Here is a 26355-nt window from a genome sequence, read left to right as displayed (position 1 = left end):
TTCGTCCACTTGATAGTGACGTCTGTCGGTGGCCTACCTGTTGCTCGCCCATGTAGCTTGGTCCTATGCAACGGACAAGAATAGGCGGTGACGGGAGAGAATCCGGGGCGGAATGGCCTAGAGGTCGGGGTATCAGAATCGGATACATCCGCCTGGTGAATTCCTTATGGCGGGGGAACCGCGGCCTGCAAACCCTGAACGTACTGGCTGGAGCCTGCCCCATGGCCTTGATCTTCCTGGTCCTTGAGGCCATGGCCAGGGGAGAAGGGCGGCCCGACTCGACCACCCCGGTAGCTATGGTGGCTATATTTTTAGCATCCTCGGCCTCCGTTTCCAAGACCATCAGCGATCACGCCTTTACAGCTCAATGGGACAGGCTCATGCGCATCCGTCTGCTGGGCGCCTCCCCCAGCCGGCTCCTGGGATCGATATTGGTCGTCCAAGGTCTCATGGCTGCCTTCTCTGGTCTCATCGGCGTGATTCTGGGTGAGCTGGTGATGCCTCTGGCGGGGTCGGCCATGTCCCAGCTGGACATGCTTCCGCCAAGGCAGGGCGGGCTGCCGAACCTCTCCTCCACTCTTGTAACGGTCCTGCTTTCCGTCCTGTGCCAATGTCTGGGCGCCATGTTGGCTGCAGTGAGGGTCGTCAGAGCTCGGCCTGACTTGCAGTCCATGCCCTGCTCGTCCGGGAGGCGCCGCCGCGCCCTGTTTACTGTGGTCATTCTTCTGGCGGTCTCTGCGGCCTGCATGATGATCTGCCTAAAGGGGACTGGAGCGACCGCCGGCAGTTTGGGCATCTTCCTGATTCCTCTTCTGGTGTGGGCCTTGGCACGAATGGGCAGGACCCTATTGATCCGAATAGCGAGCGTTATCCTGGCTGGTCGTCTGAAAGGTCCCGTGGTCACCTTGGCCTTGCGCAGTCAGGAGACCGCCAGGGCAGCCTCCCTTTTCACGATGGTGGTCGTCGCCGCTGCGGTCACTTGTGGGCTTTTCGGTTTTTTGGGGTACAGCGATGCCAATGCGCGCGCCTCCCTGACCGAAGCGCTGGCAGGCGGGTCTGTGATCAGACCGGTCGGGCGCGGCCAGGGGACTTTGGATCGTTGGTCCGCCTATGTAAGGTCGCGCGATGCTGACCCTCTTATTCTGGCTCCTGCCACGGTTGTGCCTATGGAGAAGAACGGTGGGGGATGTGATCGGCAGGTCCAGCGGGCAGCCTCTTACTATCGTGGTGCCTCCCGTCTTCAAATAGACGGCGATCTGGGCCGGGTTCTTCCATCCGCCACCCTCCGCCATGTGCAGGACGGAACAAGCCTGGAGAGGCTCGATGGGGTGGTAGCCTCCAAGCCGGAGGCGGGGGCGGGCGTGTCAGTCGACAGCCCGGTCTGTATCGATGATGGGAGCGGGTCAGCCCGACGCAGTCGAATTGCGGCTGTGGCCGACTTGCCGGGAGGAATGGGCCAGTACTTCATCCCCTCCCGTCTGTCGTCTTCTATATCCCGAGGTTCATGGAAGTCCGGATATGAACGTTGGGGTGAGCACACGCCTCTGGCCCTGGTTTCGTCCCGGCCAGATGGCCGGGAGGTACCGACAGGAGTTACCGACCAAGCGGCCAAGGCATGGGTGGCGGATCTGCCGACAGGCAAAATCTACACGCAGACTGGGGGGGACGGGATGAGAGAGATGGCTGTCATTGTGTACCCAGTCCTGGCCATATGCGCTGTGGGCGTCCTGTCGCTGATCTTCACCATGGTGGAGGAGGGGCGCAGAACCAGGGCCGTGACCGTTCTCCTGGACCTGGGAGTCTGGCGGTACGGGTGCAGCGGGACTCTCAGGTATCTGGGCGAAGTTTTGTCGGCCTTCTTCCTGGGCTGCGTCGGCTCGCTCCTGGTCGTCAACCTCTGCTCCCACCCACAGTCAGTCGAACTCTACGGGGGTATCTCCTTTTATTGCCCGGCTAGGCAGCTGGGCCTGCTTTTGACGGTAATCCTGACGATGGGTCTGGTGGCCCTGTCCGCCCACATGGTTTCCTATGCTCGTCTGGCTTGCCAAGGATGAGCGAGCAGCCTGTGGCGGTGGCGGCATGGGAATGAGTGAGGGCACGACGGACGGCCGTGCAGGCGAGGGGGGGGGGATAAGTGGCCTGAGAAGTCTGTTGCGGTCATCACGAAATGCGTTGCTCGCGGCAGTCGTGCAGCTGGCATTTTGAAAATCGGACGCAGGAAAGAGGGATATATGGAAACAAGGCATGGGGGACGGGACGCAAGGATAAGGCTGAAAACTGTTCATGACGGGGATCCGGATGCCAACGATAAGGTCTTGCAGGCCAAGTCTGTCTGCTACGACTATTCGGACGGCGGTCGCCGTAGGCGTCGTCTGCTGGGAAGGTCGCATGACAGGAATGGGTCGGCCCCGCAGATCGGGCCGGTCGATATAGTGTTGCAATCTGGTCGGATCACGGCCTTGATCGGACCTTCGGGATGTGGGAAGTCCACTGTGCTCAAGCTGCTTGCCGGCATCCTGACCCCGTCGCGAGGAGAGGTCTGGTATGGTCATCGGAACATCGCTCAGCAGCCGGGTTTTCGCCGGGCAAGGCTTCGCAGGACCGAATTCGCCTTCATCTTCCAGGATTACATGCTGGTCGATTCCCTGACAGTCGCCGAGAACATCATCCTGCCGCAGTCCTTGAATGGTTCAGCCGCCGATGATCATGCTGTACGTCGGGCTCTGTCCTGTGTGGACCTGCCGACCGGTGTAATGGGGCGAAAGGTGGGCGAGCTGTCAGGAGGTCAGCAGCAGCGGGTGGCCATCGCTCGGGCCATGATCATGGATGCGCATGTTCTCTTTGCGGATGAGCCCACCGGCAACCTGGATCCCAGAGCCCGTGAGGACACCCTTGATGCCATCCAAGCAGCCATGAGTGCGGGACTCAAGGCCAGCCTTCTGGTCACTCATGATGCCAGGGTGGCTTCCAGGGCTGACAGAATCCTATATATGCGGGATGGGAGGATTTGCGGTTCCTACCACCATATGGATCAGGAGGATATAGAGCGGCTCCTTCTGTCCGGATCCGAGCAGAAGGAGCCGCTCAGATCAATTCAGGTCTGAATTCTGCGCCCGTTGCAGACCACGGTTTTGACGGACCAGTCGGCCGGGCTCAGGAGGAGGAGGTCGGCCGCATAGCCGGGTGCCAGCAGACCCAGTGGAGCACCTGTGATCGGGTTGGGACGGTCCAGCCCCAGAGTCCGGGCTGGTGTCAGAGTGGCGGCTTCCACGGCCTGGTGGGCCGGGAGACCGATGGCCTGGACGGCTCTGCCGACTGCCACATCCAGGGTCAGGGTTGAACCAGCTATGGCTCCGTTGGAGGTCAGGCGGGCGTGGCCGCCTTTCACTGTTACGTCCAGGGAGCCCAGCTTGTAGGCACCGTCCTCGCAGCCGGTAGCCTCCATGGCATCGGTGACCAGGGCTATCCGATGGGGAAAGAGCCTGAAGGCCAAGTCGACGCAGGGGTCCTGGACATGGAAACCGTCGTTGATCAGCTCGGCCGTGACACGGGGGTCCTTCACGGCGGCCGGAACAGGTCCTGGCTGACGATGATGGATGCCGTTCATGGCGTTGAAAACATGAGTGAGTATGCGGGCGCCGGCATCGAAGGCGCGGCGGGTCTGGTCGTAGTCGGCATCGCAATGGCCGACCGCAGGAACCACGCCGGACTCAGCCAGGCGGGATATGGCCTCGTAGCCATGGTCGCGCTCGGGGGCCAATGTCACCTGGCGTATGCAACCGTCGGCAGCCTCCAGGAGACTGTCGAGGGCCGCAGGTTCAGGGTCGCGTAGACACTTGGGATCGTGCGCCCCTTTACGGGAGAGGGCGATGAAAGGCCCCTCCAAGTGGGCCCCCAGCACGTCGGGTCTGGAGTCCATGACCCGCCTGACCGAGCGCAGATTGTCGCACATTGTGTCGACTGGGTTGGTGATCAGGCTGAGCACCTGCCTGGTGGTTCCATGGACCATATGGCAGGCTCTGGCTGTGCGGATGGCCTCGTCTCCGTCATCGAAGGAGTGGACCCAACCGCCGTGGGAGTGGATGTCGATGAACCCGGGAGTGAGGATGGAGCCGGTCGCGTCGATGAACTCTACACCGTTCGCATTCGCGTCATGGTTATCGGATCCAGGCTGAAAGAATGAGAGCAGGCTGGGCAGGCCAGCGGCTCTCAGGGCGGATTCCAGGCTCTCCCTGCCTTGCCCGACCTGCTCAATCTTGCCATCCAGGGCCAGAATCCAGCTAGCTTCCCTGATGCCGCGGGCGTCTATCAGCCTTGCGCCGGTCAGGACAAGGGGATGGGCAGGTCCGTTCAGGGATGACTCGACCGCGAACCCTGCCGACTCGTATGATTCCTTGGACATGTATGATTTGCCTTCTGTACTTTGCCGGTCAGGACGATCAGATGGATTGCCAGTCAGGCTTGTTGGCATATGCCCACTTGTAGTAGTCGCGGTTGCGCAGGCGTGAGGCTGCGGCCTCGTCCACGATCACGGTGGCATGAGGATGCATCTGGAGGGCGGAGGCTGGGCAGAAGGACGATATGCCGCCCTCTACGCTCTCGGCCACGGCTTCCGCCTTCCCGGCGCCGAAGGCCAGAAGGACCAACTGGCGTGCCTTGAGGATGGTTCCGATTCCTTGGGTGATGCAGTGGGTGGGCACCTGGTCCATGTCATCGTCGAAGAAGCGGGCGTTGTCGATGCGAGTCTGCTCGGTCAGGGTCTTGATGCGGGTGCCCGAGGCCAGGGAGGATCCGGGCTCGTTGAAGCCGATGTGTCCGTCGGTGCCGATGCCCAGGATCTGCAGGTCGACGCCGCCGGCATCCTCGATTGCCTGGTCGTATACGCGGCCAGCGTCCTTGATGGTGTCCAGGTTTCCATCAGGTACCCTCACCTTGGCGGGGTCCAGGCCCAGAGGCTCGACCACTGTCCGGTCGATGGTGGACCGGTAGGACTGGGGGTGGGCCGGATCCAGCCCTGCATACTCGTCCAGGGCGAACCCGCGCACCTGGGAGACGTCGATTCCCTCCTTGTGGACCAGATTGGCAAGCGCCTGGTATGCCGCCAGTGGGCTGGACCCCGTGGCCAGACCCAGCACGCAGTCGGGCTTGCGCCGGATCAGGTCGGCCGTGCAGCGGGCATAGATTTCGCCGGCTTCCTCCTGGGACTTGACGATGATGATTTCGGTCATGATGCGGTTTCCTTTCCAATAAAGTCAGATGGGCGACTACCGGCGGCCATGCGTCCTGCCAGGGCGGCGCCGATGGCCGCGATGGGCAGGTCGGCTGGGGCCAGACGAAGCCGGTCGGGCAGACTCAGCGAGGCGATGAAGTGGCTGCAGGCCGCGCTCCTATTCAGATGCTCGGTGACCAGATCCAGCAGGGGCTGACCGGTTTTGCTCATGCCTCCGCCCAGGATGATGACTGCGGGGTCGATGGTCAGGGCCACGATCTGCACGGCCAGGGCAATGCCATGTCCAATGATGTCCAGCACATCCTGGGCCTGCTGATTCCCCTGGTCTGCCTGGGCGATAAGGTCAGGCAAGGGGTGCGCGATCCCCGGCCAGAGGGCCTGCGCGGCCGAGCCGGAGGCCACGGTCTCCAGACAGCCCCGCTGGCCGCACTTGCAGGGAAACTGGTGGGCATCTACTGGGATGTGGCCGATTTCGCCGATTGCCCCGCTGGCTCCGTGTTCGATCCGGTCCCCGCTGATGATGCCCGCTGCAAGACCAGTGCCTAGGTTGATGAAGGCCACCGTGTGGTCGTCATGGTCGGGCAGGGCCCTGGGGCCGTCGCGTCCAGGCTCAGTTGCGGGTCGTCGGGCCTGGTCCCGAGCAGCCTGGGAGTGGGGTGTGGCTCCAGGGGTCATCAGAGTGTCGCCAGTCTGCGAGGCAGCTCCCAGAGCAGCGATGTTCACATCGTTCTCGACGCGGACGGGCAGACCGGTCGTCTTGGCGACGGCAGGGCCCAGAGCCATGTGGCGGATGCCTAAGTTGACCGCGTCGTCCACCATCCCTCGATTGGCGTCCACTCGCCCCGGGATGCCTAAGCCTACGGTGACCGGACCCTGGTTTGGGCCCACCTGGTCCAGCAGGTGGCGGATAAGCATCACTGTGTCGTCATGAACCGCTTGGCTGCCCTCGCGCGTGGGGATCCGATGGCAGGCCAGCAGGTGTTCGTTACCGTCCATGGCCACACCCTCGATCTTGGTGCCGCCGATGTCTATCCCTAGGCTGATCGGGTCGGCCTGGACGCTATTTGTGCCCGCCCTGAGGTGCGGGGTCGATGCTGCCATGGGGTTTTAGCGGGCCTGGGCCTGGTTCGCCCATCCCTGTCCGCAGGCCTGCTTGATGGCCGTAGCGATGGAGACCGCCGGGTCGTTGTAGGGAATTAGGGTGGATTGGAAGGCGTGGTAGAGGTCGGACTTGCCGGGCCAGACCGTGCCGATCACGTGGTTGTCGGCATTCAGCTGATGCCACCAAGATCCGCCCTGGTGGTCGATCAGGTAGTGGTCTACGTAGCTGCAGAAGGTGGCGTACCAGTCAGCGTAGGTGGTCTTGCCGGTGGCTGCGTAGAGGGTGGACGAAGTGTTCAGGGCCTCGGCCAGGGTCCAGTGCATCCGGTCGTGGACCACCGGGCGGCCCTGCCAGTCGGTGGTATAGACCAGGCCCTCGGACCCGTCGGCGGCCCAGCCATCCTCCACAGCCCTGGCGAACAGGTGCTCGGCTGCCTCGGTGTAGCGGCGGCGGTCGGCCTCCTGACCGAACCTGCTTAATGCGTACTGAGTAATCAGCCTGGCCCATTCGATTCCGTGGCCCGGCGTGGCCCCGTAGGGCTTGAACTGATCGGCCTTGTCGTCCTCGTTGTAGTCCAGGTCGGCCTGCCAATCGCTGTTGAAGTGCTCGGGGATGCGCCACTGATTGTTCTCGGCCCAGCCGATGACCTGGTCGATGATGCGTCCGGCGCGCTCGCGGTATTCCTCCTTGCCGGTGGCATCGGCTACGGCCAGGAAGGCCTCAGTGCTGTGCATATTGGCGTTGAGCCCCCGGTAGGGGTCCAGCCGGGTAAAGCCGCTGTCCCAAGTGTCGACGGCCAGGCCCCTGTCATCATCCCAGAAGTAGCGGTTGAAGATCTCCAGCGCCTGATCCAGCAGGGATTGTCCATCGGAGTCGCCCGCCAGCATGGCCGAAGAGGCAGCCAAGACCACGAAGGCGTGGGTGTAGCAGGTCTTGCCGCTCTCGGGCTGGCCCTGCCAGGAGACCGAGGGGTACCAGCCGCCGTGTTCGTCATCGTGCAGGTTTCCTTGAAGAGCCTGGACGCCGCGGCGGACCAGTTGTGATGCTCCCGGGTAGCCCAGGAGGCTGCCGATGGCGTAGACGTGCGTCATTCTGCAGGTGATCCAGGTCTGGATTCCCTGGTCTGGGTCGATGCTGCCGTCGTCATTGAGCCAGCCGGCGCCGCCCTGCTCGGTGGGGAACCCGCGCCCGAAGTCCAGGAAGCCATAGGTCTGCGAGGCCATGAAGATGCGATTGGCTTCGTTTCCCAGCAGGTATCGGGGATTCATGGCGGAAGATGAGGCTCCCGGATGGTTCGGTGTCTTGGTCATGGCGATCGCTCCTTTGCTCAGCGAGGGATGCAGCTGTTTCTGGTATCTGTTCACAGCCTAACACGTAATTGTTAGGGAACTGAACTTTTTACTGACTATCCCGTAGTCTTGCCCATGATGCTAGTGCGTAGTCTTGAAAACGAACCAGTTTGATGCCGTTATGGCGAGATCTGGATCTGTCCGGGCAAGGATGTTTACAATATAAGGAGCAAGCATGGATGGGCATGGTCACGGGGTTCAAGGCCCAATCCCCATGGCGGGTCCCCGTTCCCGCATTATCTATCGTCAGGCGAATTATGACCAGCAATAGCGGCAACCTGTCCAAGGCATTGCCCAAGTCGGTGCGGCACCACAATCGAGCAATCCTGCTCAGATTGCTCTATCCCGATGTCAGTATGACCAGGGCTGATCTGGCCCGCGCTTCAGGGCTGACCAGGGTCGCCATATCAGATATTGTGGCCGAGCTGCTGGGCGAGCATCTGCTCATGGAGGTGGGTTACAGCAAATCCACCGGGCCGGGCAAGAGGGGACGGCTGCTGCGCATCAATCCTGACGGGCGCAGTATCCTGGCCCTGGACCTTTCCACGCCCTACGTTTTCAGGGGGGCGGTGCTCAACCTGACCGGGCAAGTAGTGGCGCGTGAGGAGATCCCTCTGACTGCTGACGGCAAGGTTCCCCTGGACTTGGTGGGGGAGCTGACCGATTCATTGATGCAGCGGGCAGCCCACCCCATCATGGGCATCGGCGTATCCAGTCCTGGCATCGTCAGTGCTGAAGGCGTTGTGGATGATGCTACCAACCTTGGCTGGGTTCAGACCGACCTGCGCGGCTATTTGCATGAGAAGACAGGCCTGGAGGTAACGGTCAACAACGATGCTAACAACGAGGTGCTGGCCGAGCAGCAGTTCGGCTCAGGACAATCTGACCTACTGCTGGTCCATCTGGGCGACGGAGTTGGGGCGGGGTTGCTGGTTTCCGGCGAGCTGGTGACCGGTTGCAACCGTGCGGCCGGCGAGATCGGCCATGTGGTGGTGGATCCCACTGGTCCTCAGTGCCGTTGCGGCAAGCGCGGCTGCCTGGAATCGCTGATCAGCGTTCCCAAGCTGACTGCTGCAATGGACAAGGATCCTGACAATCTGGCCAGCATTTTGCGCCGGGCCGGTGAACTGCTGGGCCGTGTTCTGACCATGTCTGCCGGCCTTATGGACATTCCTCGCGTGGCTGTTCTGGGCGACTCCAGGGTGGTCAACCGCATCTTCCTGAGTGCTATGGAGAAAACCATGAACGATGCCCTGGCCACTGATTTCCGGCGGCCCCTTGTGGTTGACCGCTCGGCCCTGGGTGAGGATGCCGCCTTGCTTGGGGCCTGCTCCACAGTGGTGGCCGACCTGATTGAGCCTGACGGCACCGTCTGAAAGTTGATTGAAGACCTGTTTCGCAGCCGCACCCGGAGTTGGTGATTCGCGCACATCGCCGAGACCTGCTACCATGGTGACTCGCATGCGGTTGGCCGAGGTCTGACCCCGGTAGCCAATTTGCGGGCGTAGTTCATTGGTAGAATGGAAGCTTCCCAAGCTTCAGAGGCGGGTCCGATTCCCGTCGCCCGCTCTTTAAGAATCGTTGGAAAATCAAGGTTTATAGCTCACTTTTGCAGCATCGTATCTCTTCAATGGCAACGATCTGGCAACAAAACCTCTTGGCGCTTATGGTGTGAGTTCGGCTCACCTCATCGCCTAGATTGAATCTAGGAGCCTGATTATTAAAAGGGATCATATCAATAAGTCATCTATCGCAGTATATGATGAAATAGCTGGAATTGTCCCCGGCTGATAGATTCGTTCAACGTCATAGGAGACAGGAAATTCAAAATGGCATTATTGGAAACAGCGGCAGCGACAATTACTAATTTACTGGCTAAATCTGCTGGTGATGGCATTGCGCAGAAGATGCAATCTATCCGGAACAAAAAAGACATCAAGGAAATGTCGAATTCGTATGATGCCCTCATTAATGAACTAGTCCAAGACAGGATAGACGCAATTGCTGCAGCGCAAGCATACAAAAACGAAGTGGATCGGTTGGAAATATCTGATGAGGATATAGAACAGCTGCAAAACACAATTGGTAGAGTCCTCGATGTATTTGGAGAAATAGACCGCCAGCAAAAAGAACAATTCAGTGCAATGGCAGCCCTTCTTCAATCAACGAACGAGCAGAAAACCGAAGATACTGAACAGCCCAATCAGGTCAATGAGTTTGCCGAAATTGCAAAGCAGGTAAAGGGTCTTTTCAATGCCGATACACTCAAGGCTATCCAACTTCTTGGTTTTAACTATAAAGAAGCCATAGGAGAGCCTTTGACTCGTGTATGTGCTCATGCTATCGAAACAAAGTTGGGCAATATCGGTCTGGCAGAGGGGCATGATGAGACGCAGGACACGAATGACGGATTGTTGGAAAATAAACGCTAATAGCTAAGGTCTGCTATCTAAGGAATTTGCAAAGAGACACACTGCTGAGCCTATTTTCTTGAGGCAGTTGTCTTGCTCACTGGGTTTGTTGGTTGTTTCGTGTTTTTGAACCCTCCGTACTTGCGAGTCCCCTCACCGGCGGTCTATCCGCCCTCTTGTGAGGGGGCACCCCTGACTGGTTGTGGGGTTTTTCGTTCTTGGATAGGGCGATGGTGGCGTTGTGGGGCGTGGTCAGCATATACCGGTCAGAGGGAGTGTATTTCGTGACTTCTCTATCTCGAGTGCAATAGTCTCAGACTGTCGGTCTTCTTTTTAATTCGTGACATTGGTAAATAAACTCACTGTGTCATGGGTTCAGCGGCCTCCCCCAATTGCCGGGTGACCGTGTAAGACATTTTGACGAGCCCTGGAGGCGCGAACGCGCAGAACACCGGGAAAGTTGCCGGGAAGCCGCGAAACGAATGGAAAGGCGCATGCATAATCGGTGGTGCTATCCGGCGGTTATCGGCCCCTGCCGGGGGAGGTACCCCCCACCCGGGTTGGACCATTCATTGAGCAAGTAACCCTGAATAAAATGTGACGAAGATCACATTTGAGTTCCCCGGAAACCTATCAAACGGGGCTGCATCACTGAACTCCTCGGTACCATGCACATAGCTGGCAATCAGGAAAGCCCTGATCCGACCAACGAAGGAGGTGAAGTCAGCGATGCAGAACAACAATATCTGGATCCAGCTAATCAAGTTTGCCATCGGAAAGCTCATTGATCGGCTGTCTGCAACACAAGCCATGATAGCACTGATTCTCGTTTGTGCAATATTGATTGTGATCATTTTGTGGCGGTCACGACGTTAATGAGTTACTACGCCTTGCCGTGACTGATGGCGACAAGGCGTAATCAGCCGTCGTGCCTGCAGGTTGGTCAAACCAACATGTCGGGCACGGCAGGCTGTTCCTCTACTTTCCCGTCGCCTTATTGACGGAGAGTCTGGCGAGTCGGTTGGGGCGGAGGACTCCGAAGCCGGGGCGCATGGTGACGCGTAGGGCGATGGAGTCGTTGGCGAAGTAGGCCTGGTCGCTGGAGGCGATGGCGGCCTGGCTGACGGCGCTGAGGACCTGGCTGCTGTCGTTGAGGAGGATAGTTCCTGCCGGGGTTTGCATGTTCAGGATGATGGGGATCCCGTAGATGGCGGGTGTGGGGCTGTTGGCCACGTCGGTGGCGATCAGGGGCCGGTTGTTTTTGTCGTTGAGTTTGTGCAGGTTGGCCCAGGTGCCGTAACCCATGATGATGCCGGTGGGGCTGCCTCCGTTGTCGCCGACCTTGCCGATGGCGTCCAGGAGCGGGGTGAGTCCGGTGGTTTCGTTGATGTCTCCCGCGTCGATCATGTCGGGGTCGGTTTCGGCGATCTTGGTGCCTTCGGCGACGATGGCCGCGTCCAGGCCGTCCTTGATGTAGGGGATGTGTGCGACGGGTCCGTCGCCGCTGATGCTGCCGCCGACGCTGGTCTGGGAGAAGATGAGCGCGTCGGGGGTGATCTGCTGGGCGGGGTAGAAGGTGCCTCCGGGCCACAGGCCTTCCTTGCCGGTGCCGGTGGTGATGATGTTGGTGGTGTCGGTCATGATGGTGTTCCTGTCCGCATGGCGCGTCGGGAGCCCTGTGAAAGGGCGTGCTACGGCCATGCTCATCTTGTTGCGAGTGTGATTGGTTGTCCCGTCCCGGTCTCCTTGGACCCGGTTCCGGTCGGCATGGCCTGCACGCCGTTGAAATTATAAAAGTGAGACGCCCGCATGTCCTGCACGCGGACGTCTCCATTATACCTCACAGGCCGGTTTCATGCCTGGCCTTCCCCGGTCTGCCTCCTCCAGTCGGTGATGGTGGTGTAGGGCAGGCCCAGCCGGTCGCAGGCCTCCAGCAGGAGGGTGCCCGGGTCGCTGTCTTGGTCCTTGGCCTGGGTCTGCTAAAGGTCCAGGAGCCTTTCGGCCACGTTGCGCAGCACGGCGGCCACCATCAGGCGGGTGCGTTCCGGGGTGTCTGGGTTCGCCGCAGGGCAGGGCAACCCTGACCTCGCCCACGCCTAGCGCGTACGCCCTGGCCGCCAGGAGCACCCAGTCCATCATGACCCGCAGGCCCACCGTCCGGGCCGCCTGCCCGTCCAGCCGGTCGGCCTCCTCCAGGCGGCGCGCCAGCCCGTCCATGTCCTCCCCGCTCACCGGACGGTCTCCCTTCGTCTCATGGCTTCGATGGTCCTGATGTGCCTCTGCCCGTCCCGGCACAGGTCGCCCAGGTCGGTGGGTACGGCGCTCCATCCGTGGCCCTGCACGTCGAACAGGTCGCCCAGGTGGTTCATGCCGATGTTGCCGCTGCGCGTCTCCGTATTCAGGGTCCTCTCGTCGATGCCGGTCTTCTCGGCCATCTCGGGCACGGTCAGGCCCTGTGCCTCGATCATGTCCTGGAGGACCCAGGAGAAGGCCATGAACGTGGCCGGGACGGACGGGTCGTGCAGTTGCCGGTCCATGCGCGCCTTCAGGTCCCGGCACCGTTGGCATACACCGGAGGGCATGGCGTGGGCCCGTTCCACCAGGGCGTGGTCGTAGGTCATCCTCCCTGCTGCACAGGGTCAGGCCCCTCCTGCCGGTCCTGGCCGACACGGGCAGCGTGTAGTGGACGGTCACCCGCCCCTCCTGGCATCTCAGGCTGGTCACGCATTCCTTCACGCGCGCGCCCCTGCACCTGCGGGAAGCCTCCGGCGCAACAGCCCGGCGGCTTGTATCATGGATGGTGGAGTTACTCATAGCGGTTCTCCTTGATAGTGGCCCGGATGTTGATGGCGTCCGGGCTTTTTCTTGTGTTCCTTCAGGCCGTGAAGGTGCGGTGAGGCTGATGGTGTCGATCCGGTCGGTGAGCAGTTGCAGGCTCCGGCCGCACACCGCGCCGAACACCGGGTCCATGCGCGGGATGCGCACACTGCCCGTCCTGCCCTCCATGAGGGCCAGGCTCGCCTCGTTCAACAAGCGGTGGGCCAGGTGGCGCGCGTACTCGCGTTCGGCGCTCACGTCGATGGTTTCGGGGAATCCGCTCACCACAGTGTCCCCTGTTCCGGTCGGGGGATGGGATGTCGGCGAGCTGCCAGGCGGCCTCGCACAGAGCGCACACCACGTATTCGCCCGAGCCGGTCGCCTCCAGGGTGCCGTCCAGGTCCAGGGTCATGTCCTGCCCGCACAAAGTGGTGATCTCCTCCCCGTCCCTGAGGCTGCCGTGAAACAGGTGGACGATCGTGGCGGGCGGGCCGGTCCGTTTCCTGTCCTCAGAAACCGAGAGTCGGGTCATCCCCAACCACCCCCTGAAGTGTCTAATGTGTCTAATCCGTCTAAAGTGTCTATCGGCGGAGGGGTGATGGACTCCTTTGCGAGTTCCTGCCAGACTTTGAGGGTCTTCCAGGCATGGCTGAAGGCGGAGTAGTAGTAGCCGCGTTGTGACTGGTCCTTGTTCCTGGTGGCGTTGACCTCCACCTTCTTGAGCATGCCGCCCACACGTCGTGGCGTGATTGGCGTGCCGAACTTGCTGCCGGTGCCCCGTCAGCATCATCGTTAGCGAATAATAATCCTGGAAATTCTGGTGTGTCGAAGCACGGTGCCTTAGGTCGGGCATTGGAAGATGAGGGGGTACAGGGAAGTATGGAAAGGACGGCCATCATGGCTGATTATCACGTGCAATACGACGAGGATCGCGATCTCTGGACAGTCAAGCGGGCCGGGGCCTCACGCGTTTCCCGCACTTTCGCTACTAAGGCGGAGGCCAGCAAGCAGGCCAAGGTCTTTGCAGACCGGTCAGGCGGCGGTGAGGTCAACATCCATAACAAGGGCGGCAATAAAATCCGCGACAAGCGCACCATAGGCAAGAAGGATCCTCGAGACATCAAGGGCTGAACGCCAACTGAGCAACTGAGCTCTGGGACTTTTCGCCGTCATCGGGCCTGTGCTGGTGCCGAACGTCCCAGCGATAAGCAGCTATGCGCTTCTGATATGCCCATCTATCAGCTCGGCAGGATGTCGGGATGGTGAAGCATTGGCCGCTGTCGCTGGTCTGCATGTGTCCGCCCCCATAGACTGAAACCAACCGTGAAAGGTGGCGAGGTCGATGGCCGATGGATTCAACCAGCTGGATCAGCGGCTGGCGGACAGCGGGTATGACGAGGGTCTGCCAGTCTCCTATCCTCCTCGCCCGGATATTGATGAGCGTCCTATTCAGATAGCCCATGCCAACATCTGGAGTCGGTTTGCAGCAGTCACAGGACTGGTCTCAGCTCTTGCGGGCGCGGCCTTGCTGGCCCATGCCATAGCACCCTCCAGGCTGGGGGTCATAGGCCAGGTGGGCATCTCGGCTTGGGTGGGCGTCTCTGTGGCCTTTGCCCTGTTGACCATAATCCTGGTCGTCATAGCCCGCCACTCCGGACCAGTCCCGAATCGGCCATCGGTAGGCTCGGCGGGCATTATTCTTTTGATTTGCGGAATGCTCTTGACGGCGGCAGGCCTGCTTATTGCCAACTCTTATCCCAAGGGCATCATCAAGACCCCCGCGCGTGACGACGCGCCCATCAGCTCGCCTCAGGCCATGACCGGCGGTATCGACAAGGCTGCCGGCCAGTGCGCTTCGGGTTGGCATGACATCGGCTTGGGTGGTTATGTGGGCATCTCCCAAGCTCGGTATTGCACGGATACGGCCATGGCCTACGTGGTCTTCGATAACGACTCTGCGGCATCCCTGGCTAAAGGGCCTATCCGCGCCCGCGTGCCCGACCTGCTCTCCCGCTACGGAGGCGGGTTGCAGCCCCAGGATTTATGGCTGCTGACCGGCAAGCGTTGGATGGTGGTGGGCAGCAAGGCCCAGGTGACCGGACTGCAGGGCCAGTGGGGTGGTCAGGCCGAGCCGCTCATGAGTCAGCATTGAATGACAGGACCGGTCGACTATCGTGGCAGGTATGGATCAAGCACAAAAGGATGACGGGGGATTGGTGGGTCGGCCCTCCACGGTGGTGCCCGGACGTTTTGGGCAGGAGCTCAAGGTCGAGCAGGTCCGTTGGTCCCGCAAGCAGGGCACAGGCAACCCCTCGCGGCCCATTTTTGTACTCATGCACGGCTGGGGCTCCAACGAGGAGGACATGGCTGATCTGATGCGTTATGTGGCCCCCTACAACGACTATGCATCCCTGCGGGCGCCCATGATGGTGCCAGGCAGCGAGCGCGGCATGTTCGGCCCGGGCTATACCTGGTTTCACGACATGCGCCCCGAGCAGGAAGACCTGGATCGGGATGGCTATGCAGCGGCCCGGGCCGTGGACGCCTGGGTTTCAGCCAATATCCCCGAAGACCGACCTGTAGTGGCCATGGGCTTCTCCCAGGGAGCCATGCTGGCTGTTCATCTGCTTCGGGTCAATCCTGAGCGTTATCGAGCATCCATATGCCTATCCGGGTTCCTGGCCCCAGGCCTGGTGCCCGGCACTGCTCCGGCCGACGAGCGCCTGGCTGGCTTGAATAAGCCGGTCTTCCTGGGATTCGGTTCGGATGACACCACGGTGCCCAAGTACGAATTCCGGGCTCTGGCCGCCTGGCTGGACGAGCACGTATGGCTGCACACCACCGAGTACGACCACCTGGAACATGCTGTCGACATGCGCGAGATGAACGACCTTCGCCAGTGGCTGGGCGAGATCGACGTGACCTCGGGCCTCATGTAGATCGGCTCAAAGGGCTGAGTCGGCGTCGACCTGCATGACGTAGACGTTGCGGCGCATCTTCCTGGCCGTCGTGCGCGAGATCTCCCCAGATTCGACCATGTCCTGGATCTGGCCCAGCTCGATGGCGTATCCCTCGCGCTTGGCCTCCTCCACCTGATCCCTGACGGCAGGCATGCCCGCGTATTCGGTCTTTCCCTCCGCGGAAGATTCGATCATCTGATGGTTGATGATGGTGTTCAGCAGGTCCTCGGTCTTGAAGCGGCCCTTGCCCAGCTCGGAGTAGAGCTTTTCGATCAGGAAGTGGTTCATCTCTGCCTGCAGGTGGCGTCCGGCCACGAAGACTCGGTCCTTGTCGATCGGCTGGGTCAGGTGCTTTAGGCGGTGGAACTGGCTGTGCAGCAGGCCCCTGAGTCGTCTGCGAGCCGTGTAGGCCCTCCAGCGCAGCTCCCCGCCTCTGTCCAAGTGGAAGAGGGATCCGGATATGGTGGACAGGATCCTGCGGGCGGCCTGTTCCTGGCTGCGCAGATTCAGCAGTTCCTCCTGGTCATCGCCGCGCTCGTCGCGACGGTCGATCAGCTGGGCGTCGGCATCCCTGTCGGCTACGGTTTCGGCCTCAGTACTGGGTTCGGTCTCGGTCTCGTTCTCGGAGGCAGGCTGCGTTGATGCAGGTGCCTGTTCTATGCCTGCGTCTTCGTTCCTGAGCCGCTCCTCCAGCTGATCCTGGGCCTCCTCGATTCGGCTCAGCCGCTCCTCCATGTAGTCCTGCTCCCACTCCATGGTCTGCACCTGCAGGTCCTGGAAGTCCTTGGGGGAATACTGGCCGATTCGCGACTTGAGCTTGGCGATGCGGTGGTTGTACTGCTTGATCACCTGCTGGATGGCCAGCCGATTCTCATCAGTGATCCTGCTGGAGAGCTCCCGGACAGTGCCCCTGAGCACCTTGATGAATTTTTCGACCTGTTGGGCCGGCACCTCGTTGCCCTGTGAGGGAGCCAGCAGCGGTAGGGCGAAGTTGGCCAGCACCAGGGTGACGATGATGACTCCGGCGGCCACGAATATCAGCTCGCTGCGCATGGGGAAGGCGGACCCGTCATCGGTCATATAGGGGATGGTCAGGGCCAGGGAGAGGGTGATGGTCCCCTTGGGGCCGCCGAAGGTCATGACGGCTGCCGACCTCAGGAGCTTGGATGTGATCCGTGGTCTGCTGCCGGTTTCATGGTCCTTGGTGAAGATCAGAACGCTGGCCGTCCAGAGGAAGCGCAGCATTATCACGATCAGGCAGACCAGGATGATGGTGGCTACCAGCATCCAGTTGCTGACCCGCCGGTCTCGCCAGCTGGTGCCCATGGCTGCCGGCAGCAGCATGCCCAGAAGGACGAAGACCGCACCGTTGAGGCTGAAGGAGAGCACCTTCCAAACGCTGGATGAGACGATGTTGGCCTTGGAGGTATTGGGTCCCACCCCGGTGTGGTCGAAGCGGATCAGCAGTCCGGTAGATACCACGGCCAGGATTCCGGACACATGCAGGATGTTCTGCCCGACCATGTATATCAGGAAGGGCAGGAAGAGCTCCAACAGGATCCTGGTGGTGGTGGTTTCCCAGCCCAGGCGACGGGCCGACTCAAAGAGCCAGTTGACCACAAACCCTGTGATCAGGCCGAAGCCGATGCCACCCACGAACTCGACAAAGAACTCGCCCAGGGCCTGAGGCAGGGAGAAGGAGCCGGTCACGGTAGCCAGGATGGCGAACTGGAAGCCGATGACGCCGGTGGCGTCGTTGAAGAGCGATTCGCCGGCAAGGATCGAGTGTTCGTCTGGTGTGAGGTCGGCGCTCTCGCCCAAAGAGGAGACGGCCACGGCATCGGTCGGTCCCAGGGCGGCGCCCAGGGCCATGGCTGCGGCCAGGGGGAACATGGGCCAGGCGGCATGCAGGATGACGCCCACCATGATCATGGTCAGAGCAGCCAGTCCGATTGCCAGGGAAAGGGATGATCGCAGTCCCTTGAGCAGTTCCATCTTGTTGATGGTGTGGGCCTCGTAATAGAGCAGGGGAGCGATGAAGAGGACCATGAACAGCTCAGGATCCAGCCGCATTCGCGGGAAAATGGGCAGCAGGGCCATTACTGCGCCCAGGACGATCTGGACGAGAGGGGTAGAGATCCGGGGAATGAATCTGGAAATAAAGGAAGAGACGAGGACGGCAGCAAGTATGCACAGAATGAGAATGAATGTTTCCACGGGCTTCCTTTCCGCCACGCAATCCCGGGCGGGCTGCCGCAGGCCCGACTAGCAGGGTTCATTCGACCAATGAAGGAATCTCCGAGTACAGGGTTGCATGAGGATTGACGTCGCATAATCCATTGTACGGAATCACGGTATCCAGGAACAGCATTAATGGACAATGTGCGCTAAGTTGACACCTCAAGCCGGAATGGTGGACAGACTGCGCTCGCGATAGGCGAACATTTGTGAAAATCCGGCCCGGGCACCCCTTTTAAGCGCATGAAAGGCCGACTCAATCGGTATACTCATAAGGACCGGGAAGGCTCCGAACCTCCCAGCGGGCACTGCTTGCGGCGGCTGACCATGGAGCCCCATCTCTTGACCCCGGGGACTTACGCGCACGCTATTGTTTCCCCGACGCTTCCGGACATCCCCCGGTCCAGAAGGAAGATTGCAAGAAAGACTGCAGAGGGTCGCATGCGGGGACAAATGACCGATCCGGTTTGGAAAGGCCAGGTTGACCGATGACATCATCCGTGACATCTACAAATATCAAGAATCAGAACGCTGCGGCAGCAGGGGCTGACATGCGTTTCGACGACACCGACTGGCACAGCTTGGAGACCTCGGCTGTGCTGGAGACCCTGCACACCGGGGACCAGGGTTTGGATACGCAGGAGAGCGCACGCCGACTGGAGCTCTTCGGGCCCAACAGCCTGGCCGAGGCCCAGGCCAAACCCCGTTGGAAGCTCTTCCTGGAGCAGTTTGCCGGCCCCCTGATTGCCGTCTTGATGGTCTGCGGCATCATCACCATTTTCCTGCAGCATTATGTGGATGCCGGGGCCATTTTCCTGGTTCTTTTTCTCAACGCCATCATCGGCTATGTGCAGGAGTCCAAGGCCGACAAGGCCGTGGAGGCCTTGACCACCCTGTCCACCCCCACTACACGGGTCGTGCGCCAGGGCCGGATGGAGCAGATTGATGCCGACCAGCTGGTCCCGGGCGACCTGGTCCTCCTGGAGAGCGGCGACCGCATCCCCGCTGACCTGCGGTTGATCGAGGCCCTCCACCTGCGCATCGACGAGGCCATGCTGACTGGCGAGAGCGAGGATGCCAAGAAGAATACGGACCCCGTGGATCGCGACGCAGCCCTGGGGGACAGGCGCTGCATGGCTTTCTCGGGCACCATGGTCACCAGCGGCCGAGGCCGAGGGCTGGTGGTGGCCACCGGTTCCGACACCGAGCTGGGCGAAATCAACGATCTGGTCCATGTGTCCAAGGGCCGCACGCCCCTGCAGCGAATCATCCACCGCACCGAGGTGGGCATCGCTGTCGCCGTCATTCTGGTGGCCATCTTCGTCTTCATCGGCGGAGCCATTCTCAATGGCGACGCTACTGGGGCCTTCCTTTCCGCAGTCTCCCTGGTGGTGGCCTCCATGCCTGAGGCCCTGCCCATCGTGCTGACCGTGGCCATGGCCTTGGGAGTTTCGAGGATGGCCGAATACCATGCCATCGTCCGCTCATTGCCGGCCGTTGAAACCCTGGGCTCCATCACCGTCATCGGCTCGGACAAGACCGGTACGCTGACCCAGAACCGCATGACCGTGGAGCAGTTCACCCTGGGCGGCGGCCAGCCGATCCCCGTAGAGGGCATGGACCTAGGCGCAGCGGCCGTATCCGACGACGACCGTATGCGTGGTCTGTCCGCCCTTGCTCGGGCTGGGGCTCTGACCAACGAGGCCCACCGGCAGTCGAATGAACAAGGCGGCATCGAATACAGTGGCGACGCGGTCGATATGGCCATGGCCCGCCTGGCCGACCAGACCGGGGCTGTGACCACCGAAGACCTGGACGCTCCTATCGTCATGGAGACCCCCTACGAGCCGGAGCTGCTCCACTCCATGACCATCCGCCGCAGCCCGGACGGCACCATGACCCAATACGTCAAGGGTGCCCCCGATGCGATCATGGCCATGAGCCGAACCATGCTGGACCCGGATGGCCAGGTCGTTCCCTTGGACACCCAGGCTGTCCACAAGTCCTACGAAGCAATGGGTTCCCAGGGGTTGCGGGTGATCGGCGTGGCCAGCAGGGTCCTCTCCTCTGACCAGGATCCCGCCTCCCGCTGTCGACCTGACGACCTGACCTTCCTGGGGCTTGAAGGCATGCTCGATCCGCCCCGACCCGGCGTGCGCGAGGCCATCGCCGAATGCGCCGGGGCCGGCATCCGCGTGGTCATGATTACCGGCGACCACCCGGTGACCGCAGCCGCCATAGGTCGTCGCCTGGGTCTGGAGCATACCGACCAGGCGTTGACCGGTAGCGAGATGCTGGAGATGAGCGACGAGGTCCTCCGGGCCCGTCTGCGTGAGACCTCCATCGCCGCCCGCGTCTCCCCCCAGGACAAGCTGCGCATTGTGGAAGCCCTGCAGGATGAGGGCCATGTGGTGGCTGTGACCGGCGACGGCGTCAATGACGCCCCAGCGCTGAAGGCTGCCTCGGTGGGCATCGCCATGGGCCGCTCCGGCACCGACGTGGCCCGGGAGGCCAGCGATGTGGTTCTGACCGACGACAACTTCGTCACCATCACCCAGGCTGTGCGTCAGGGGAGGGTCATCTTCAAGGCCATCCGCGGGTCCGCCTACTTCCTCCTGTCCACGGCCGCAGCCGCCATGATCGCCGTGGGGGTCAATGTGATTGCCGAGGAGCCCCTGCTCTTCCTGCCCCTGCAGATGCTCTGGATCAACTTCGTGACCAACGGCGTCCAGGACATAGCCCTGGGATTCGAGCCGGGCAACGGGGACGAGCTGGAGTCGCCCCCGCGTTCGTCCGGAGAGGGCTTGCTCTCGCGAGTGCTTTGGGCACGGCTTGCCGTCTGCGGGCTCTGGATGGCCACTTGCATCCTGGTCCTGTTCCGCCTCAACATCAATGCAGGGATGGATCTGGCCCACGCCCGGACCATGGCCCTGACCTTATTGGTCCTCTTCAACTTCTTCGTCGCCATGTCGGCCAGGTCTGAGAACAGGCTGATCGTCCAGCTCAACCCCTTGGACAACACCTTCCTCCTGGTGGCTTCGTTCGTGGCCCTGGGCATCCACGCGGGTGCCATGTATCTGGCTCCGGTTGCAAGCGTTCTGGGCATGGCTCCACTGAGTGCAAGCCAGTGGCTCATCTGCCTGGGGATTGGACTGACGGTTCTGATCTTCAGCGAGGGGGACAAGATGGTTCGTGCCTTCCTAGCCAAGCGAGGCATCGACACGTCCGGGCGGCCCAAGGCCCATCTGCACCATGTGCGTCGCCGTATCGCAGGCATGATCAACTGAACTGACCTGTCGGGCTGGACTGCCAGACTGAACCCGTGCAAGAACAGTGGAAGGCGCCCATGGAGGAGGCCCTGCGGCTGGCCGGCTTGGCTGGAGACCGTGGGGACGTGCCCGTGGGCGCTCTGGTCTTGGATGCCTCGGACCGCGTCATCGGCCGGGGCTTCAACCAGCGGCAGGCCCTGGGCCGTCCCCTGGCTCATGCCGAGATGGAGGCCATCGGGAAATCCGACGTGGGCTGGGATCTGGCCGGGTGCACCATGATCGTGACCCTGGAGCCCTGCCCCATGTGTGCAGGGGCGCTGATGGCTTGTCATTTCAGCAGGGTGGTTTTCGGAGCCTGGGATCCCAAGATGGGAGCCTGCGGGTCGGTCTGGGATCTGCCCCGTGACCCGCACACCGGAACAAAGGCCGAGGTGCTGGGTGGTGTGTGCGAACAGGCGTGTGCCAGGATTCTTGCCGATTTCTTTGCACGGCACCGCCAGGGCTGAGCCTGTTTTTAGCGGTGGTTGTGATTGGCCATGTACTGCTGGAAGACCGGGGTAACCTGGAGGGCCGCCCAGATGCAGCGCAGGACGATCAGGCAGAGGTAGGCGGCGAACAGATTGGCGCCCACTCGCGCGCTGACCCCCGAGGCCGCCCAGGTGCCCACAGGTGTGGTCAGAGCGGCCACGATTCCCAGAAGCAGCCCCTGACCGGCGTGGACCAGGTGGTGCCGCAGGTTGGTGAACGTTCCCGACAATGAACTTGGCAGGATGGCCAGCAGGGAGGTTCCCCTGGCGATCAGGTCGCTGGCGCCCAGCAGAGCCAGGGCGGGCACCGCGATGGCTCCGCCGCCGACACCCAGCAACCCTGACAGGGTTCCGATCAGGACGCCGACCAGCAGAATGATCAAGGCCACCACTGGGCTCAGCTGGATGCTGCTCTCCCTTGAGGGCGTGGACAGCAGCTGCTGGGCAATGACTGCCATGAGGAAGCCCACGTAGAGCCATCTGAGGATCACCTCAGGAAGCCGGTCCAGCAGCCAGGTGCCGACCTGCGCCCCAATGACCGTGCCCACGGCCAGCAACAGAGCCGCCAGCCAGTCCACATGCCCGCTCAGGGCGTAAGAGGCCACCCCGGCCAGCGACATGGGGATCATGGAGGCCAGCGACGTGGCAGAGGCCTGCCGTTGCTGCAGTCCGGTCCATACCAGGGCAGGCACTATGATCGATCCGCCGCCGATGCCGAACATCCCCGACAGGAATCCGCTGATCACGCCCACCAGGACCAGGATGGCCAGGGTCCGCCGGTCCATCCCTCCGGCTCCTCTCTGCTCTCTTTGCATGGGTTCTAGCCTATGCCGGTGTTTTTGCCGGGATGGCTGGATGTCCGCTTATGCTCCGATCGGCGTCGATTAGGCGTGGCGAGGCTTTCCACGCTGCAGGAATCCACGCATGCTCCAATCCTTATGTCCACTATGCGAACGTTGTCCTGGTCCCCTTCTGCCGTCCCGGCATACTGCTTGGTATCCCTCGGGCCGGTCCCCGAAGGTGCGTCGCCTAGTCAGGAAAAGAAGAGGGTGTATTTCGATGCGATATACGGTCATCGGTGCCGGAGCCATGGGCTATCGTCTGGGTGTGCTGCTGCAGGAGCAGGCCGGCCTGCAGGTGGATTTCGTGGATACCTGGATGCCCAATATTGACAAGGTTCACGACCAAGGAGGCGTCTATGTCTCCCGCGATCATGAGAATCGGCATTTGGTGGCCGTTAATATTTACACCCCTGAGGACTACAAGGGCGACCCCGACGTCTGGATCGTCATGCTCAAGCAGATGCAGCTGGAGGCCGTCCTGGAGCGTTGCGCACCGCTCTTCCGCGACCATCAGGTGGTCGTCTCGGCCATGAACGGCTGGGGTCACTTCGACAAGCTGCTCAAGTACTTCCCCCAGGAGCGGATCTATGGTGGCACGGCCATGATCGGCACGGTCCTCAATGGGCCCGGCGACGTGGATTTCATAGGCAAGTCCGGGGCCGGATCCCTGCACCTGTGCGCCATGACCGAGCAGACCACCGACCTGGAGCGCAGGATGGCCGAGGACTTCAAGGCCGCCAACCTCAACCCCATCCTGACGGAAAACTTCGAGGGCACCTGCCTGGCCAAGATCATCTTCAACTCGGTGGTCAACACCATCTGCACCATGTATCAGATCACCATGGGCCAGTTCGTCTCCTACCCGGGCGCCAAGGATATGTCCCGCCAGCTGATTGACGAGGCCTATGACGCCTGCGAGAGGGCCGGCAAGCAGCTGATCCAGACCCGTCAGGAGACACTGGACGAGGTGGACTATGTCAGTCGGGTGAGCAACCCGCTTCACTACCCCTCCATGTATCAGGACATGTCCAAGGGCCGCCCGACCGAGGTGGACTACATCAACGGCTACCTGGCGCGCCTGGGCCGTGAGCATGACTATGTCTGCCGGACTCAGGAGTTCCTGACCCACGGTGTCCACCTGGCCGAGCTGGCCTTCCGTGTTCACCACGAAGAGCGGGTCGGCCAGAGCTGATGTAAACAGCTGCTGAGCGGATTTCCATGAATTACTTTCCCAAGTAAGAAAAACACGCCCTTCCAGACAAGTTAGCCGCGGGTTCTTAGCATGGAGCCTGATTTATCAGCCTCGGCGAGCGGCATCGCCGGGCTTATGGCGGAGGTGTCATGGAGGTTCATCGCGGCGGCCCGAGGATGGGGTCTTATCAGAGCAAATCGAATCTGGGGGTTCCCCTCAGGTTGGTTTACATGGAGCAGTCCGAGCTGTCCCTTGCTGCCCTTTTCCCGGGGAGGGGTCTGCCGCGAATAGTTCACTGGGGCGATCCAGTGGCCGATCCGCAGGCCCTTCTGGGAACCTATGACGCTCTGGCCCCGCAGCGGGTCTCAGGAGGACTGGACCTGACGGCCTGGCCCAGCATCCTTCCGACCCAGTCCGAGGCTTGGACCGGACAGCGCCGACTGCGCATCTGCCGCGGCGGTGTTGAGGTCTTTTGCCGCTTCCAGGTGGAGTCAGTCGATTTGGGCACAGCCCAGGTCCGCCCTGACGGCTCCGCCGTTCCGACGCTGAAAGTTCAGGTATGCGACCGGGACCAGGGCGTGGGGCTGACTTGGCAGTGCCAAGTGCTTTCGTCCGGTCTAGTCAGGCAGCGTGCGGACCTGTCCAACCTGGATAAGGTCAGAGAGCTGGATGTCAACGGTTTGGAGCTGGCTTTCCCCTTGCCGGCCGAGGCAAGCGAGATTCTGACCACCACCGGTCATCACCTGCGCGAGCGCAGCCCGCAACGCCAGCCATTGACCGTAGGCCGTCTGGAGCGTTCAAGCTTGGTGGGCCGGCCGGATTTTGATTCCTCCCTGGTCATGTGCGCGGGTCGACCCGGGTTCGGATTCGAGCATGATGAGGTATGCATGGTCCACTTGGGTTGGAGCGGCAATGGTCTGCTCAGCGCCGAGCGGATTCCTTCAGCTCCCGCATTGCTGGGCGGCGGCGAGATTCTGATGGCGGGAGAAATCGCGCTTCCTCCTGCTGATGACCATTCCGGCCAGCCAGCGTATTCCACGCCCTGGCTCTATGGTTCCCGGGGCAAAGGGTTGGACCAGGCGGCCAATAGGTATCATGCTTTCCTGCGATCCCTGCATCCCGGGTTGGCTTCACATCCCAGGCCTGTCACTCTGAACACTTGGGAGGCGGTCTACTTCGACCAGTCCTATGACAAGCTGGCTGCCCTGGCCGAACAGGCCGCCCGTATAGGTGTGGAGCGTTTTGTCGTTGATGATGGCTGGTTCCAGGGCAGGCGTTCGGATGAGGCCGGACTGGGGGACTGGTCCATCGATCGGCAGTTATGGCCCGAAGGGCCTAAGAGCCTGGAGGCTCTGGCTGCCAAGGTGCATCAGCTGGGAATGGAATTCGGCCTCTGGTTCGAACCCGAAATGATCAGTCCAGACTCAAACGTCTTTCGCGCACATCCTGACTGGGTCATGTCCCCGGGGCCTTCCCGGCTGCCTGTCGAAGGCCGCAACCAGCAGGTCATGGATCTGACCAATCCCGATGCCTATGGCTATGTGTTCGATGCCATGGACTCGCTCATTGCGCTTATGAGCATCGACTACATCAAATGGGATCACAATCGTTACGTGACCGAAGCCTGCTCGCCCCGGTCGGGACGTCCTGCCATGCATGCTCAGACCGAGGCGGTCTATAGAATCATGCGCGACCTGAAAACCAGGCATCCTGGCTTGGAGATTGAATCCTGCGCTTCAGGGGGCGCACGCATCGATCTGGGCGTATTGGAATATGCTGACAGGGTCTGGGTCTCGGACTGCGTGGATCCGGTCGAGCGGGCTGACATCCAGCGCTACACATCCTTACTGCTGCCGCCGGAGATGATGGGTGAGCATGTGGGCGATTCCCCGGCCCATTCCACCGGCCGTGCCACCTCGCTCGGTCTGCGTGCGGCCATGGCTTTCTTCGGCCATATGGGCGTGGAATGGAACCTGCTTGCCGTGCCCCAGGATCAGCTGGATGAGCTGGGGCGTTGGATTGATCTTTATAAGCAGTGGCGGCATATGCTGCACACCGGTCGTGTAGTGCATGGCGACGCACCCGACCCGGCAGTCCGCTTGGATGGAGTAGTTTCTGCTGGCGGCTCGCAGGCGCTCTACCGCTTCACCCAGTTGACCTCTTCGGTCAATTACCCTCCGCAGCCCTTGGCACTTCCCGGCTTGGATCCCAAGGCTGATTACAAGATCAGACCCTTGGATGTCTGCTGTGACCTGGATCGGATCGGCAACGGACAGAGCCCTCTGGCCTGGTGGCGTTCCCAAGGCGTGGTCCTTCCGGGCGCGGTCTTGGGCGCTCAGGGAATCCGGCCACCGGTCATTCACCCGGCGGAGGCAGTGATTTTTGAAGCGAGCCGTATCTGAATCTGTCCAGTCGTTT

Annotated in this window: 22 protein-coding genes and 1 tRNA gene; 12 read left to right on the top strand and 11 right to left on the bottom strand. The window is 61.4% G+C overall.

Features of this window, described 5'->3' with window-relative positions; genetic code table 11:
* Window positions 1-65 precede the first annotated feature (65 nt).
* Entirely contained in the window at window positions 66-2054 is a 1989-nt protein-coding gene (locus J3U06_RS07750) for a hypothetical protein (RefSeq protein ID WP_267444825.1), read from the top strand.
* A 177-nt stretch (window positions 2055-2231) separates the two neighbouring features.
* Entirely contained in the window at window positions 2232-3104 is an 873-nt protein-coding gene (locus tag J3U06_RS07745; protein WP_267444824.1) for an ABC transporter ATP-binding protein, read from the top strand.
* Here the strand turns inward: J3U06_RS07745 and nagA are convergent.
* Genes nagA through J3U06_RS07725 form a run of 4 tightly spaced genes read right to left on the bottom strand, consistent with a single transcriptional unit; the run spans window position 3095 to window position 7642 of the window.
* Entirely contained in the window at window positions 3095-4402 is a 1308-nt protein-coding gene (nagA, locus tag J3U06_RS07740) for an N-acetylglucosamine-6-phosphate deacetylase (protein ID WP_267444823.1), read from the bottom strand. The genes J3U06_RS07745 and nagA overlap by 10 nt on opposite strands.
* Window positions 4403-4439: 37 nt before the next feature.
* Window positions 4440-5228, bottom strand: coding sequence for a glucosamine-6-phosphate deaminase (gene nagB / locus J3U06_RS07735; protein ID WP_267400982.1), 789 nt, complete (start codon window positions 5226-5228; stop codon window positions 4440-4442).
* A complete protein-coding gene (locus tag J3U06_RS07730; RefSeq protein ID WP_267444822.1) occupies window positions 5225-6331 on the bottom strand; it encodes an ROK family protein in 1107 nt (368 codons plus the stop codon). Before J3U06_RS07730 ends, nagB begins: the two co-directional genes overlap by 4 nt.
* Window positions 6332-6337: 6 nt before the next feature.
* Window positions 6338-7642 carry an AGE family epimerase/isomerase gene (locus J3U06_RS07725; RefSeq protein ID WP_416378952.1) on the bottom strand — a complete coding sequence of 435 codons (1305 nt, stop codon included), beginning with the start codon at window positions 7640-7642 and terminating at the stop codon, window positions 6338-6340.
* A 296-nt stretch (window positions 7643-7938) separates the two neighbouring features.
* On the opposite strand from J3U06_RS07725, the gene J3U06_RS07720 reads away from it, so the two are divergent.
* The 3 genes from J3U06_RS07720 (at window position 7939) to J3U06_RS07710 (ending at window position 10113) form a co-directional block, all read left to right on the top strand.
* Entirely contained in the window at window positions 7939-9057 is a 1119-nt protein-coding gene (locus J3U06_RS07720; RefSeq protein WP_267444821.1) for an ROK family transcriptional regulator, read from the top strand.
* A 122-nt stretch (window positions 9058-9179) separates the two neighbouring features.
* Window positions 9180-9250 (top strand) — tRNA-Gly (locus J3U06_RS07715).
* 260 nt (window positions 9251-9510) lie between these two features.
* A complete protein-coding gene (locus tag J3U06_RS07710; protein ID WP_267444820.1) occupies window positions 9511-10113 on the top strand; it encodes a hypothetical protein in 603 nt (200 codons plus the stop codon).
* Window positions 10114-10661: 548 nt separating this feature from the next.
* Here the strand turns inward: J3U06_RS07710 and J3U06_RS07705 are convergent.
* The 5 genes from J3U06_RS07705 to J3U06_RS07685 form a co-directional block, all read right to left on the bottom strand.
* Window positions 10662-10865, bottom strand: a complete 204-nt coding sequence (locus tag J3U06_RS07705; protein WP_267444819.1) for a hypothetical protein — start codon at window positions 10863-10865, stop codon at window positions 10662-10664.
* A gap of 205 nt (window positions 10866-11070) precedes the next feature.
* Window positions 11071-11733: a phage major capsid protein gene (locus J3U06_RS07700; RefSeq protein WP_267444818.1), complete on the bottom strand. Its 663-nt coding sequence runs from the start codon at window positions 11731-11733 to the stop codon at window positions 11071-11073.
* Window positions 11734-11925: 192 nt separating this feature from the next.
* On the bottom strand, window positions 11926-12324 hold the full coding sequence (locus J3U06_RS07695; protein ID WP_267444817.1) for a hypothetical protein: 399 nt from the start codon (window positions 12322-12324) through the stop codon (window positions 11926-11928).
* Window positions 12321-12713, bottom strand: coding sequence for a hypothetical protein (locus J3U06_RS07690; RefSeq protein WP_267444816.1), 393 nt, complete (start codon window positions 12711-12713; stop codon window positions 12321-12323). Before J3U06_RS07690 ends, J3U06_RS07695 begins: the two co-directional genes overlap by 4 nt.
* Before the next feature lie 724 nt (window positions 12714-13437).
* Window positions 13438-13635 carry a hypothetical protein gene (locus tag J3U06_RS07685; RefSeq protein ID WP_267444815.1) on the bottom strand — a complete coding sequence of 66 codons (198 nt, stop codon included), beginning with the start codon at window positions 13633-13635 and terminating at the stop codon, window positions 13438-13440.
* Window positions 13636-13806: 171 nt separating this feature from the next.
* Here J3U06_RS07685 and J3U06_RS07680 point away from each other — a divergent pair, with 171 nt between their 5' ends.
* From J3U06_RS07680 to J3U06_RS07670, 3 genes are all read left to right on the top strand, one after another.
* Window positions 13807-14040, top strand: coding sequence for a DUF2188 domain-containing protein (locus tag J3U06_RS07680; protein ID WP_220236652.1), 234 nt, complete (start codon window positions 13807-13809; stop codon window positions 14038-14040).
* A gap of 211 nt (window positions 14041-14251) precedes the next feature.
* Window positions 14252-15061, top strand: coding sequence for a hypothetical protein (locus J3U06_RS07675; RefSeq protein ID WP_220236653.1), 810 nt, complete (start codon window positions 14252-14254; stop codon window positions 15059-15061).
* 31 nt (window positions 15062-15092) lie between these two features.
* Entirely contained in the window at window positions 15093-15848 is a 756-nt protein-coding gene (locus J3U06_RS07670; protein ID WP_220236654.1) for an alpha/beta hydrolase, read from the top strand.
* Window positions 15849-15854: 6 nt separating this feature from the next.
* Here J3U06_RS07670 and J3U06_RS07665 read toward each other — a convergent pair whose 3' ends face one another.
* Entirely contained in the window at window positions 15855-18086 is a 2232-nt protein-coding gene (locus J3U06_RS07665; RefSeq protein ID WP_267444814.1) for a cation:proton antiporter, read from the bottom strand.
* A gap of 521 nt (window positions 18087-18607) precedes the next feature.
* Here J3U06_RS07665 and J3U06_RS07660 point away from each other — a divergent pair.
* Window positions 18608-21394, top strand: a complete 2787-nt coding sequence (locus J3U06_RS07660) for an HAD-IC family P-type ATPase (protein ID WP_324123893.1) — start codon at window positions 18608-18610, stop codon at window positions 21392-21394.
* 35 nt (window positions 21395-21429) lie between these two features.
* Window positions 21430-21882, top strand: coding sequence for a nucleoside deaminase (locus J3U06_RS07655; protein WP_258561511.1), 453 nt, complete (start codon window positions 21430-21432; stop codon window positions 21880-21882).
* An 8-nt stretch (window positions 21883-21890) separates the two neighbouring features.
* Here J3U06_RS07655 and J3U06_RS07650 read toward each other — a convergent pair whose 3' ends face one another.
* Complete coding sequence (locus tag J3U06_RS07650) at window positions 21891-22688, bottom strand: sulfite exporter TauE/SafE family protein (RefSeq protein ID WP_324123867.1); 798 nt, start codon at window positions 22686-22688, stop codon at window positions 21891-21893.
* Window positions 22689-22962: 274 nt separating this feature from the next.
* Here J3U06_RS07650 and J3U06_RS07645 point away from each other — a divergent pair, with 274 nt between their 5' ends.
* Together J3U06_RS07645 and J3U06_RS07640 are read left to right on the top strand one after the other, a co-directional pair.
* On the top strand, window positions 22963-23937 hold the full coding sequence (locus J3U06_RS07645; RefSeq protein ID WP_267444813.1) for a ketopantoate reductase family protein: 975 nt from the start codon (window positions 22963-22965) through the stop codon (window positions 23935-23937).
* Window positions 23938-24113: 176 nt separating this feature from the next.
* Window positions 24114-26339 (top strand): alpha-galactosidase, encoded by a 2226-nt coding sequence (locus tag J3U06_RS07640; protein WP_416378953.1) that lies wholly within the window; start codon window positions 24114-24116, stop codon window positions 26337-26339.
* Window positions 26340-26355 lie beyond the last annotated feature (16 nt).

Source organism: Bifidobacterium sp. B4142, assembly GCF_026537325.1.
In the GTDB taxonomy this organism is placed as follows: Bacteria; Actinomycetota; Actinomycetes; order Actinomycetales; family Bifidobacteriaceae; genus Bombiscardovia.
The sequence above is the reverse complement of the archived record's forward strand: the minus strand, read 5'-3'. Positions and strand labels throughout refer to the sequence as shown.

Coding starts and splice junctions, on each gene's coding strand:
- nagB (WP_267400982.1), bottom strand. CDS start 5,228: ATGACCGAAATCATCATCGTCAAGTCCCAGGAGGAAGCCGGCGAAATC.
- J3U06_RS07680 (WP_220236652.1), top strand. CDS start 13,807: ATGGCTGATTATCACGTGCAATACGACGAGGATCGCGATCTCTGGACA.
- J3U06_RS07725 (WP_416378952.1), bottom strand. CDS start 7,642: ATGACCAAGACACCGAACCATCCGGGAGCCTCATCTTCCGCCATGAAT.
- J3U06_RS07690 (WP_267444816.1), bottom strand. CDS start 12,713: ATGACCTACGACCACGCCCTGGTGGAACGGGCCCACGCCATGCCCTCC.
- J3U06_RS07650 (WP_324123867.1), bottom strand. CDS start 22,688: ATGGACCGGCGGACCCTGGCCATCCTGGTCCTGGTGGGCGTGATCAGC.
- J3U06_RS07730 (WP_267444822.1), bottom strand. CDS start 6,331: ATGGCAGCATCGACCCCGCACCTCAGGGCGGGCACAAATAGCGTCCAG.
- J3U06_RS07640 (WP_416378953.1), top strand. CDS start 24,114: ATGGGGTCTTATCAGAGCAAATCGAATCTGGGGGTTCCCCTCAGGTTG.
- J3U06_RS07750 (WP_267444825.1), top strand. CDS start 66: ATGCAACGGACAAGAATAGGCGGTGACGGGAGAGAATCCGGGGCGGAA.
- J3U06_RS07720 (WP_267444821.1), top strand. CDS start 7,939: ATGACCAGCAATAGCGGCAACCTGTCCAAGGCATTGCCCAAGTCGGTG.
- J3U06_RS07705 (WP_267444819.1), bottom strand. CDS start 10,865: ATGGCAAACTTGATTAGCTGGATCCAGATATTGTTGTTCTGCATCGCT.
- J3U06_RS07645 (WP_267444813.1), top strand. CDS start 22,963: ATGCGATATACGGTCATCGGTGCCGGAGCCATGGGCTATCGTCTGGGT.
- J3U06_RS07685 (WP_267444815.1), bottom strand. CDS start 13,635: ATGCTCAAGAAGGTGGAGGTCAACGCCACCAGGAACAAGGACCAGTCA.
- J3U06_RS07675 (WP_220236653.1), top strand. CDS start 14,252: ATGGCCGATGGATTCAACCAGCTGGATCAGCGGCTGGCGGACAGCGGG.
- J3U06_RS07745 (WP_267444824.1), top strand. CDS start 2,232: ATGGAAACAAGGCATGGGGGACGGGACGCAAGGATAAGGCTGAAAACT.
- J3U06_RS07700 (WP_267444818.1), bottom strand. CDS start 11,733: ATGACCGACACCACCAACATCATCACCACCGGCACCGGCAAGGAAGGC.
- nagA (WP_267444823.1), bottom strand. CDS start 4,402: ATGTCCAAGGAATCATACGAGTCGGCAGGGTTCGCGGTCGAGTCATCC.
- J3U06_RS07710 (WP_267444820.1), top strand. CDS start 9,511: ATGGCATTATTGGAAACAGCGGCAGCGACAATTACTAATTTACTGGCT.
- J3U06_RS07670 (WP_220236654.1), top strand. CDS start 15,093: ATGGATCAAGCACAAAAGGATGACGGGGGATTGGTGGGTCGGCCCTCC.